Origin of the sequence: Brevundimonas sp., from assembly GCF_023259385.1 — a bacterium.
Lineage (GTDB): Bacteria > Pseudomonadota > Alphaproteobacteria > Caulobacterales > Caulobacteraceae > Brevundimonas.
Map to the genome: position 1 here is coordinate 1 of NZ_JAHFPF010000117.1, position 10,341 is coordinate 10,341.

7 protein-coding genes and 1 pseudogene are annotated in these 10,341 nt (G+C 69.3%); 4 read left to right on the forward strand and 4 right to left on the reverse strand.

The features are described 5' to 3' along the window. The coding region (locus Q0C81_RS10230) for a ribonuclease E/G (protein ID WP_291837152.1) at nt 1-1,766 on the reverse strand (1,766 nt) is incomplete at its 3' end. A 522-nt stretch (nt 1,767-2,288) separates the two neighbouring features. On the opposite strand from Q0C81_RS10230, the gene Q0C81_RS10235 reads away from it, so the two are divergent. The 4 genes from Q0C81_RS10235 to prfB all read left to right on the forward strand — a co-directional run bounded on the left by Q0C81_RS10235 (nt 2,289) and on the right by prfB (nt 8,033). After that, a complete protein-coding gene (locus Q0C81_RS10235; protein ID WP_291837155.1) occupies nt 2,289-3,452 on the forward strand; it encodes an N-acetylmuramoyl-L-alanine amidase in 1,164 nt (387 codons plus the stop codon). Between the two features lie 44 nt (nt 3,453-3,496). After that, nucleotides 3,497-4,231: an exonuclease domain-containing protein gene (locus Q0C81_RS10240; protein ID WP_291837157.1), complete on the forward strand. Its 735-nt coding sequence runs from the start codon at nt 3,497-3,499 to the stop codon at nt 4,229-4,231. Between the two features lie 9 nt (nt 4,232-4,240). After that, nucleotides 4,241-6,691, forward strand: coding sequence for a penicillin-binding protein 1A (locus tag Q0C81_RS10245; RefSeq protein ID WP_291837159.1), 2,451 nt, complete (start codon nt 4,241-4,243; stop codon nt 6,689-6,691). Between the two features lie 219 nt (nt 6,692-6,910). Next, nucleotides 6,911-8,033, forward strand: a protein-coding gene (gene prfB, locus Q0C81_RS10250) for a peptide chain release factor 2 (RefSeq protein WP_291837161.1) whose coding sequence is annotated in 2 segments (ribosomal slippage) — nt 6,911-6,979 and nt 6,981-8,033 — 1,122 coding nt in all. Because the reading frame shifts where the segments join, the coding sequence is not laid out codon by codon here. Between the two features lie 224 nt (nt 8,034-8,257). On the opposite strand, the gene Q0C81_RS10255 is transcribed toward prfB, so the two are convergent. The 3 genes and pseudogenes from Q0C81_RS10255 to Q0C81_RS10265 all read right to left on the reverse strand — a co-directional run. Further along, nucleotides 8,258-8,806 (reverse strand): polymer-forming cytoskeletal protein, encoded by a 549-nt coding sequence (locus Q0C81_RS10255; RefSeq protein ID WP_291837163.1) that lies wholly within the window; start codon nt 8,804-8,806, stop codon nt 8,258-8,260. Continuing rightward, a complete protein-coding gene (locus Q0C81_RS10260; RefSeq protein ID WP_291837165.1) occupies nt 8,790-9,941 on the reverse strand; it encodes a peptidoglycan DD-metalloendopeptidase family protein in 1,152 nt (383 codons plus the stop codon). Before Q0C81_RS10260 ends, Q0C81_RS10255 begins: the two co-directional genes overlap by 17 nt. A gap of 197 nt (nt 9,942-10,138) precedes the next feature. After that, nucleotides 10,139-10,341, reverse strand: a pseudogene (locus Q0C81_RS10265) (peroxiredoxin); the annotation flags it as partial.

Below are 10,341 nucleotides of genomic sequence, written 5' to 3' on the forward strand. Positions count from 1 at the left end.
TCGCGCGGCTCGTCGTCGTCGCTGTCCTCGCGGTCCAGGTCTTCGGCGTCGTCATCGTCCTCGATGATCTCGTCGTCGTCCTCGTCCTCATCGGCGTAGGCGCTGTCGTCGAAATCGTCGTCCAGGTCGATGAAGGGCTCGGCGCCTTCCGGCGGCGAGAAGTCCTCGTTGGTCTCGGTCCGCTCGATCGTGCTTTCGCCCTGGCCCAAGGTGTCGTCGATCAGGATCACGACGTTCAGGCCGCGCTGGATCAGCAGGCTCTGCAGATAGTCGCGCTTGTGGTTCAGGATGTAGAGGGCGACCGCGGTGCAGACGCGCAGGTTCACCGAACCCGCGCCGTTCTTGCCGGCCTCGATGTCGACGGCGCGCAGGGTGACCAGCGCGGCGCTCTCGGCCGAGCGGATGCGGCCGGCGCCCTGGCAGTGCGGGCAGACTTCGGTCGCGCCCTCGATCACGCCGAGGCGGCGACGCTGGCGGCTGATCTCCATCAGGCCGAAGCCCGAGATGCGGCCCATCTGGATGCGGGCGCGGTCCTTGGCCAGCGCGTCCTTCAGCACCTTCTCGACGGCGCGGTTGTTCTTCGACTCCTCCATATCGATGAAGTCGATGACGATCAGGCCGGCGAGGTCGCGCAGGCGCAGCTGGCGGGCGGCCTCGGCGGCGGCCTCCATGTTCGTCTTGAAGGCGGTGGCCTCGACGTTGCGCTCCTTGGTGGCGCGGCCGGAGTTGACGTCGATGGCGACCAGCGCCTCGGTCTGGTTGATCACCAGATAGCCGCCCGACTTCAGCGGCACGGTCGGCTGGTGGATCTGGGTCAGCATCTCCTCGATGCCGTTCGAGGCGAACAGCGGACGCGAGCCCTGGTACAGGTGCACCTTCTTGGCCTGCGAGGGCATCAGCACCCGCATGAAGTCGCGCGCTTCCTTGAAGCCCTGCACGCCCTCGACCTGGATGCCGTCGAAGTCCTTGTCGAACATGTCGCGCACGGCGCGGCGGACGAGGTTCTCTTCCTCGTAGATCAGGGCCGGGGCGTTGGAGGCCAGAGTGGTCTCGCGGATCGTCTCCCACAGGCGCAGCAGGTACTCATAGTCGCGCTTGATCTCGGCCTTGGTGCGCTTGGCGCCGGCGGTGCGGATGATCAGGCCCATGCCCTGTGGCACGTGCAGGGCGGCCGCGGCGGCCTTCAGGCGCTTGCGGTCCGACGCCTGGGTGATCTTGCGGCTGATGCCGCCGCCCTTGCCGGTGTTGGGCATCAGCACGCAGTAGCGGCCGGCCAGCGACAGCCAGGTGGTCAGGGCCGCGCCCTTGCCGCCGCGCTCTTCCTTGACGACCTGCACCAGCAGGATCTGGCGGCGCTTGATGACGTCCTGGATCTTGTAGCGGCGCATCAGGCGGCGCTTCAGGCGCTCCTCGTCGGCCAGACCGCCTTCGTGGTCGCCGTCGTCGCTGTCGCGGCCCAGGTCGTCGTGGTCGTCATCGTCCGAGTGGGCCTCGGCCATGATGGCTTCACGGTCGGCGACCGGGATCTGGTAATAGTCGGGGTGGATCTCGTTGAAAGCCAGGAAGCCGTGGCGGTTGCCGCCGTATTCGACGAACGCCGCCTGCAGGCTGGGCTCTACGCGGGTGACCTTGGCGAGATAGATATTGCCCCGAAGCTGACGCTTCGAGCGGGATTCAAAGTCGAATTCCTCGACCTGGCGGCCCTCGACGATCGCGACGCGCGTTTCTTCCGCGTGCGCCGCGTCGATCAACATGGTCTTTGACATCAGTAGTCTCTCTCTGGCGCGCTCGGGCCGGTCCGGTCAGCGCGTGGCTGAGGGACGCGGCGGCTCGCCGAATGGGTAGGGGGAGGGGGGCGCAGGCAGGCGCAGCCTCGTCGCCACGGCGGACGCCGCGGGCGAAGTCGGTCGATGCTGACCGGAGGTTGAGGCTGGCGTATGCGCCCATGGGTCGGTTCGGTCCTGGACCCTTCCGCGCCTGTCTATAAGGCGGCGATGCGGATCCGGTTCGTCGGGTCGTCGGCGCCTTGTGGCCGGGCGACCCTCGGATTCAGTGAAAGCAGCGCTGTGAGGAGGGCGCATCCCGGTTCCGTCAAACGGGGGGACGCGATCATTTCGCCAGCGCACAGAGCATAGTCACTGGAAATGTGAATTAAAAGCGGACTTCGCCTTAACCCGTTGGCGACGACGTTCGTGCATGGTCACGGCAACCATAATGGTGGGTTGTTCGTCGCAATGGGCGCTTTCGCGCGTATCAGGCTGTCGCAGTGGGGCGTCCGCGAGTGGGCGATGACGGCGCTCGCCTTCGTCGTCTTCTGCGCCGCCGTGCTGATCGCCGGGCGCGGCCTGGCGTCGGGCGCGGTGGGTGAAGTGATGCGCGTCCGCTTCGGCGGCGACGCCGAACGCACCCGCGTGGTCGTGGATCTGGACCGCACCTCGCGCGGCGAAGTGATCCGGCCGGGCGGCGACGGGCGGGTGATCGTGGCCCTGTCGGGCGTGGCGCCGCAACGCGGCCTGTCCGGGACCGGCGTGGGCCTGGTGCGCGGCTATCGCGTGGCGGGCTCCGGCGCCTCCTCGCGCGTCGAGCTGGACCTAGCCGTCAGCGCCGAGATCGAACGCCGCTTCCTGCTGCCGCCCGGCGACGGGGTGCAGCACTATCGCTATGTCATCGACCTGAAGGCCACCGGCCGCGCTCCGACCGCGCCGCGCCGTGCAGCTCCCGCCGCGCCGCGTCCGGCAGAACGCCCCCTGATCTTCATCGACGCCGGCCACGGCGGCCGCGACCCCGGCGCGCGCGGCGCGCATGCCGAAGAAGCCGACGTGACCCTGGCCGCCGCCCTGGCCCTGAAGCAGGAGCTGGAGCGCTCGGGCCGCTATCGGGTTCGCATGACCCGGGACACCGATGTCTATGTGGGACTGAACCGCCGGGTGGCCATCGCCCGTCAGGCGGGGGCGGACCTTTTCATCTCCCTGCACGCCGACGCCCTGGCCGATCCGGCCACGCGCGGCGCCAGCGTCTACACCCTGTCGGAACAGGGCGCGGGCCGGGCCGTGCGCGAGATCACCCGGGACGAGAACTGGCACCGCAGCCTGAACCTGCCGGGTCGCGACGCCTCGGTGGACCGCATCCTGCTGGACATGACCCAGCGCGCCACCCAGAACCGCTCGGCCGTGCTGGCCCGCACCCTGCTGACCGAGATCGAGAGTTCGGACCGTCCGCTGCTGCGCCGCAGCCACCGGGACGCCGGCCTGGCCGTGCTGCTGGCCCCCGACGTGCCCGCCGTCCTGCTGGAGATGGGCTACATCACCAATCCCGAGGATGAGCGGCTGCTGACCGATGTCCGGGCGCGCCGCCGCCTGATGCGCGCCGTGGCGTCGGGCATCGACGCCTATTTCGCCGCCCCGACCGGCGCGCTGCAGGTCGCCTCGACCAGCGAGTCGGGCCAGCCCTGACGGCCAGGCTCGCGCCCGGGCGCTGAACCGACTATCTGGAATTCATGCGCCTGCGTGTCGTGGATCTGGAAACCTCCGGCGGAGACCGGACCGCCGAAATCATCGAGGTCGGCATCGTCGACGTCGTGCCGGACGGGGCGGACTGGAAGGCCCTGCCGCCGGTGACGAAGCTGTTCCGGCCGCGGGGCGAGATCTCGGTGCACGCCATGGCGGTGCACCACATCACCCCCGACGACTTCCACGAGGCCGACCCGCACTGCGACGAGTACGCCCTGCGCGCGATGTTCGCCGAGCCGGCGGACGTCATGGTGGCCCATGCGGCCAATTTCGAACGCGGCTTCATCGCCGACACGGCCCACGGCGGCCTGCCGTGGATCTGCACCGTGCGCTCGGCCAAGGCGGTCTGGCCTCAGGCGCCGGGCCATTCCAACCAGGTGCTGCGCTACTGGCGGCAGCTGAAGCTGGACCCGGCGCTGGCCAATCCGGCCCACCGGGCGGGGCCGGACGCCTGGGTCACGGCGCATCTGCTGATCGATCTGCTGAAGGAGGCGACGGTCGAACAGATGATCCAGTGGACGCGCGAACCCCGCCGCCTGGACAAGATTCCGTTCGGCAAACATCGCGGGAGCCGCTGGACCGAGGCCCCCGCCGACTATCTGCGCTGGATGGCCGGACAGTCGGACATGGACGCCGATGTCGTGGCCGCCGCGCGACAGGAACTGGAGCGTCGTGCAACGGCGGCGACGGGTGCTCTGGCGAACGCGACCGACGCGGGCTAAAGCGGTTTCATGCCGCAAGCGCGCTTTCCGAACATCACGGGCGTCAAGATCGCCGAACGCTGGTTCGTCCTGGCGGGCGTGGCCCTGCTGGGCGCGATCACGCTCGCGGGCCTGATCGTCACCGTCTACGCCGCCTGGCTGTTCCACGACCTGCCCGACGCGTCCGAACTGGCGGACTACCGCCCGGCCACGGCGACCCGGGTCTACGCCGGCGACGGCACCCTGATCGGGGAGTTCTCGGACGAGCGCCGCATCTATGTGCCCTATGAGCAGATCCCGCTGCCGGTGATCCAGGCCTTCCTGTCCGCCGAGGACAGCCGCTTCTTCGAACACGGCGGCATCGATGTGTCGGGTCTGGGCCGGGCGATGTTCAAGAACGTCTTCAACGCTGCCACCGGGCGGCGTCTGGAGGGCGGCTCGACCATCACCCAGCAGGTCGCCAAGAACGTCCTGTTGACCAACGAGAGCAGCATCAACCGCAAGGTCAAGGAAGCCATCCTGGCCAACCGGCTGGAAGCGACCCTGTCCAAGCAGCAGATCCTCGAGCTGTATCTGAACGAGATCTTCCTCGGCTATCGCTCCTATGGCGTGGCCGCGGCCGCCTACAACTACTTCGGCAAGTCGCTGGATCAGCTGACGCCGGACGAGGCGGCCTTCCTGGCTTCCCTGCCCAAGGGGCCGAACAACTACCATCCCAAGCGCCACCCCGGCGCGGCCAAGGGCCGCCGGGACTGGGTGCTGGGCGAGATGGGCGAAAACGGCTTCCTGACGCCGGAACAGGTGGCGACCGCCCGCGCCCGCCCGCTGGTCGCCCAGGACGCGCCGCGCCGGGCCCAGTACGCCGACGCCGACTTCTTCGTCGAGGAGGCGCGCCGCCAGGCCATCCGTCGCTTCGGCGCCGAGGAGGTCAACCGCGGCGGCTACTACCTGCGCACCACCCTGGATCCCAAGCTGCAGTCGGCGGCGCGCGACGCCCTGATGAAGGGGCTTGAGAACTACGACCGTCGCCACGGCTGGCGCGGCGCCTGGGGCACGACCGATTTCGCCGAGGGCTGGCAGCGCACGGCCCTGGCCGGCACCCGCCCGCCCGAGCGCCGCAGCTGGGAAGCCGCCGGGGTCGAGAACGTGGCCGGCAACAGCGTGCGCATCCGCAGCGCCAAGGACGACCGCGTCGGCTATCTGCTGACTGGCGACGCCGCCTGGGCCAACGCCAACCGCCCCCTGAAGCGCGGCGACCTGATCTTCGTCGAGCGCGAAGGCGGGCAGTACGCGCTCAAGCAGGTGCCGCGCGTGAACGGCGCCCTGGTGGCCATCGAACCCCAGTCAGGCCGGGTGCTGGCCATGGTCGGCGGCTATTCCTACGCCCTGTCCAGCTTCAACCGGGCGACCCAGGCCCGGCGTCAGCCGGGTTCGGCCTTCAAGCCCTTCGTCTATGCGACGGCGCTGGAGGGAGACTACACCCCGGTCTCGATCGTGCTGGACGCGCCGATCAGCTTCGCCGGCGGCCCCAACGGCACCCGCTGGAGCCCCGAGAACTACAGCCGCGAGTACTACGGCCCGCAGACCCTGCGCCGCGGCCTGGAGCTGTCGCGCAACGTCATGACCGTGCGCCTGGCGCAGGACATCGGCATGAAGAACGTCGTCTCGCTGGCCGAGAAGATGGGCGTGGCCGATGACCTGCAGCCGAACCTGTCGGTGTCGCTGGGGGCGGGGGAGACCACGCCCTACAACCTCACCGCCGCTTACGCCGCCTTCGTCAACGGCGGGCGCCGGGTCAATCCCTATCTGATCGAGCTGGTCCAGAACCGGGACGGCGAGACCATCTTCCGCGCCGACGACCGCCGCTGCCGCGAATGCGGACGGGCGTTCAGCGGGCAGGAATCGCCGCGGCTGGAAGCGCGGGGCGAGCAGGTCATCGACCCGATCACCGCCTATCAGATGAGCTCCATGCTCGAAGGCGTGGTCCAGCGCGGCACCGGCGCCGCCGCGCGCGGCCTGGGGCGCTGGGTCGGCGGCAAGACCGGCACGACCAACGAGTACCGCTCGGCCTGGTTCGTCGGCTTCTCGTCGGACATCGTGGTCGGCGTCTTCATCGGCTTCGACGACAACCGGCCGCTGGGCTCGGGCGAGACCGGCGCGACCGGCCCGGTGCCGGTGTTCACCGACTTCATGCAGGTGGCCCTGCGCGAGCCTCCGGCGCGGCCCTTCGTGCGGCCCAAGAACGCCATCTTCCGCACCGTGAACGGCATCGAGGAAGCCTTCCGCCCCGGCACCGAGCGCCGCCGCGAGGAGGAACAGGCCCCCGCTCCGGAGATCCCGCTCGGCCCGCAGAACTACAACGAGGTGCTGCGCCGCGAGCAGGAGGAGGCCGCCGGCCTGCCACCGCCCACCACGCCCCAGACCACCACTCCGCCGCCGCCCAAGAAGGAACCGGCGCAGGATCTGGATGGGCTGTACTGAGCGGCGGCGCCGGAACGACGAGTGGTTAGTGGATAGTGATTAGTGGGTGGCTGGGGCCGCCGTCAGTTCTTCCCTGATGAGCGCTGCTATCGCCGCGAGCGATCCACTAATCACTGTCCACTAACCACTTCCACAGGGCGCCGCCTGTCGTTAGCCCCTAGCCACAGTGCGCGGCGCGCTCTATGTCCGCGCCTCACTTTTGGATCGCAGGAGATTGCGATGAGACCGGATGTCGAGGCCATGAAGGCCGACATCGAGCAGAGCATCGCTCTGCTCAGGAGGCGTCTTTGACTGGGATGTCGCGCTTCGAAAGCTCGATGAGCTGAACGCCCGCGTCGAGGATCCGACGCTGTGGGACAATCCCGAACAGGCCCAGGCCGTCAGCCGCGACCGCTCGCGCCTGGAAGCCCAGATCAATACCGTCAAGGAGATGGAGCAGGGCCTCGAGGACGGGGTCATGCTGGCCGACATGGCGGATGAGGAAGGCGACGAGGCCGCCCTGGACGGCGCGCGCGCCGACCTGAAGGCGATCAAGGACCGCGCCGCCCGCGCCGAGTTGGAAGCCCTTCTGTCCGGAGAGGCCGACGGCAATGACGCCTATCTGGAAGTGAACTCCGGCGCCGGCGGCACCGAGTCCAACGACTGGGCCGGCATGCTGCTGCGCATGTACAGCCGCTGGGCCAAGGCGCACGGCTACGAGGTCGAGATCGAGGCCGAGGAAACGGGCGAACAGGCGGGCATCAAGTCGGCCACCATCCTGATCACCGGACCGAACGCCTATGGCTGGCTGAAGTCGGAATCGGGCGTCCACCGGCTGGTGCGCATCAGCCCCTATGACGCCGCCGCCAAGCGCCACACCTCCTTCGCCTCGATCGGGGTGTCGCCGGTGGTGGACGACGCCATCGAGATCGACATCAATCCGTCGGACGTGCGCACCGACACCTACCGCGCCTCGGGCGCGGGCGGTCAGCACATCAACAAGACCGACTCCGCCGTCCGCCTGACCCACATCCCGACCAATACGGTCGTGGCCTGTCAGGCCGGCCGCTCGCAGCACCAGAACCGCGAACAGGCGTGGAAGATGCTGCGCGCCCGCCTGTACGAGCTGGAGCTGCAGAAGCGCGAAGCCGCCGCCCAGGCGCTGGCCGACGCCAAGACCGACATCGGCTGGGGCCACCAGATCCGCTCGTACGTGCTGCAGCCGTACCAGATGGTGAAGGACCTGCGGACCAACGTCGAAACCTCGGACACGCAAGGCGTGCTGGACGGGGACCTCGACGACTTCATGGGGGCTGCCCTGGCGGCCCGCGTGGGTGAGACGCGGGGCAGCACGGTCGAGTAGGGCCGTGCGGCCGGCGGACTGCCGGGAAGTGGTTAGTGGCTAGTGATTAGTGGATGCTGCGGCCGGCGCCGGTGGGGCCAACCCGGAGCGCCGTTCTCGATCCAGGCCACCCACTAATCACTAACCACTAACCACTGGCTAGGCGCCGCCGTTCGTGGCGGCCCGCCAAAGCAAAAGGCCCCGGATCGCTCCGGGGCCTTCTTCTTTCAGGCCGGTCGGGCGCCTCAGGCGGCCGGCGGCTTCATGTCGATGATGTGCGGCGCGGGCTCGACCGGGCGCGGGGCCGGAGCCGGGGCGGTGGCCTGCGGGGCTTCGCGGCGGCCTTGCAGGACGCGGCCCTGGAAGTAGGCGCCGATATCGATCGACAGCTGCTCGGCGGTGATGTCGCCGTCCACATAGGCGGTGGCGATCAGCTTGACCTGCTTGCCCGAAACGGCGCCGACGACGCGGCCGCGCACCTCGACATAGTCGGCGGCGACATTGCCTTCGACCGCGCCGGTCTCGCCGACGATCAGACGGCCGACCTTCACGTCGCCCTTCACCTGGCCGTCGATCTGCAGATCGCCGGCGCCGCCGACGTTGCCTTCGAACTGCAGATCCGACGACAGGGTCGACAGGCCGCGCGAGGCGACGGCCGGCGCGGCGGGACGCGGCGCGGCGGCCGCGGCGGACGAACCGCCCGGGGCGGGCAGATCGGGCAGCGGCGGAATGGAGGAGCCGCTGTCCGAACGCGACAGGGGCTGCGGGGCGGGGGATTTAGTCTTGTTGAACAAGTTGGTCTCCGGCTCTCATGAAGCGGGCTGGGTTTTGCGGGCGGCCGTTCATCCACACCTCGTAGTGCAGGTGAACGCCGGTGGAGCGTCCTGTCGTTCCCATGGCGCCGATGCGTTGGCCAAGCGCGACACGCTGGCCCGCTTGCACGGCCATGGAGTTCAGATGAGCGAAACGGGTCTTGAAACCGCGACCGTGGTCTATCTCAACGACGTTGCCATACCCTGAACGGATACCGACAAAAGACACGATTCCGGGAGCGGTGGCGTAGATGGGGCTGTTCAGGGGCGCGGCGAAATCCTGGCCCTGGTGCAGGGCGGGGCGGCCGTTGAAGGGGTCGAAGCGGACGCCGTAGCCCGAGGTGGTCCGCGCGCTGGTGGGACGGCGGAACGGCAGCCCCTGGGCCGCGTCGGCCAGCTGGCGCATGTCGGACAGGTTGTCGGCCGCGTTGCGGATGCGGACGGCGAAGGCCTCGTCCACGTCCAGCACGGCCCCCAGCGCGCGGGGATCGCCGGCGTCGACCAGCGGCCCGCCCAGGGAGGCGTTGTGCGGGGCGTAGGCGGCGGGGTTCAGGCCGGCGAGGCGGAAGGCCAGGCGCAGCCGTTCGGCGCGGGTGCTGGCCACGCTTTCGGCGCGGGCGATCAGCCGCTCCTGGTCCATGCGCACGGCGATCATGCGCTGGACGGGGGTGTTGCGGTCGGCGTTCAGGGCCGGGGCGGGGGCCAGGGCGGCGGGAGCGCCCTCGACGCCGCGGAACATGGTCATGACCCGGGTCAGGGCGGCGTGGCGGCGCTCGACCATCTCGGCCATTTCATCCAGCGAGCCGGTGGTGGCGGTCATGCGCACCACGGCGCTGTCCAGGCGGGCCTGCAGGTCGGCGTTCAGGCGTTGGGCCTCGGCGCGGCTACGGGCCACGGTGCGGTCGGCGTTGCTCTGGCGGACCATGTCCAGGGCGAAGCCGCCCGAGGCGACCAGGAACCAGCCGCCGATCAGGACGGCGCCGGCGGCGCCCAGGATTTGACGGCCGGGCGTCAGCGCCCAGGCTTTCACGTCGTCGCCGTCGCGAAGATAGAGGTAGCGCGTCGGGAACCAGCGCCCGATCAGCGACCGTCTGACTTCAGCCTCGTGCTCGGCCATACTCAAACGCCCCCACGCCCGGCTGGGTATGAGCCACGACTGGGGGACGACGGCAAGTCTCTTTACGTCTCGTTAACCACGCCGAGGCGTCTTCAGGCGAAGAACGACGGTAATCGCGTCTGATTTTCGCCTGTCAGGCGTATGCGCGAACCTTGGAAGGCCCGCCCGAATCTGGTTTCGGGCGTTTTGATCCGTGGTCAGAGCGACTTTGCGGCCGCGAGAACTTCGGCCGCGTGGCCCTTGACCGAAACCTTGCGCCAGACCCGGCGGACGACGCCCTGGCCGTCGATCAGGAAGGTGGCGCGCTCGATGCCCATGTATTCGCGGCCATAGAGCTTCTTCTGGACCCAGACGCCCCAGGCCAGGGTGACGTCCTCCGGCTCGTCCGAGGCCAGCACGA

Coding starts and splice junctions, on each gene's coding strand:
- Q0C81_RS10240 (WP_291837157.1), top strand. CDS start 3,497: ATGCGCCTGCGTGTCGTGGATCTGGAAACCTCCGGCGGAGACCGGACC.
- Q0C81_RS10245 (WP_291837159.1), top strand. CDS start 4,241: ATGCCGCAAGCGCGCTTTCCGAACATCACGGGCGTCAAGATCGCCGAA.
- Q0C81_RS10260 (WP_291837165.1), bottom strand. CDS start 9,941: ATGGCCGAGCACGAGGCTGAAGTCAGACGGTCGCTGATCGGGCGCTGG.
- Q0C81_RS10235 (WP_291837155.1), top strand. CDS start 2,289: ATGACGGCGCTCGCCTTCGTCGTCTTCTGCGCCGCCGTGCTGATCGCC.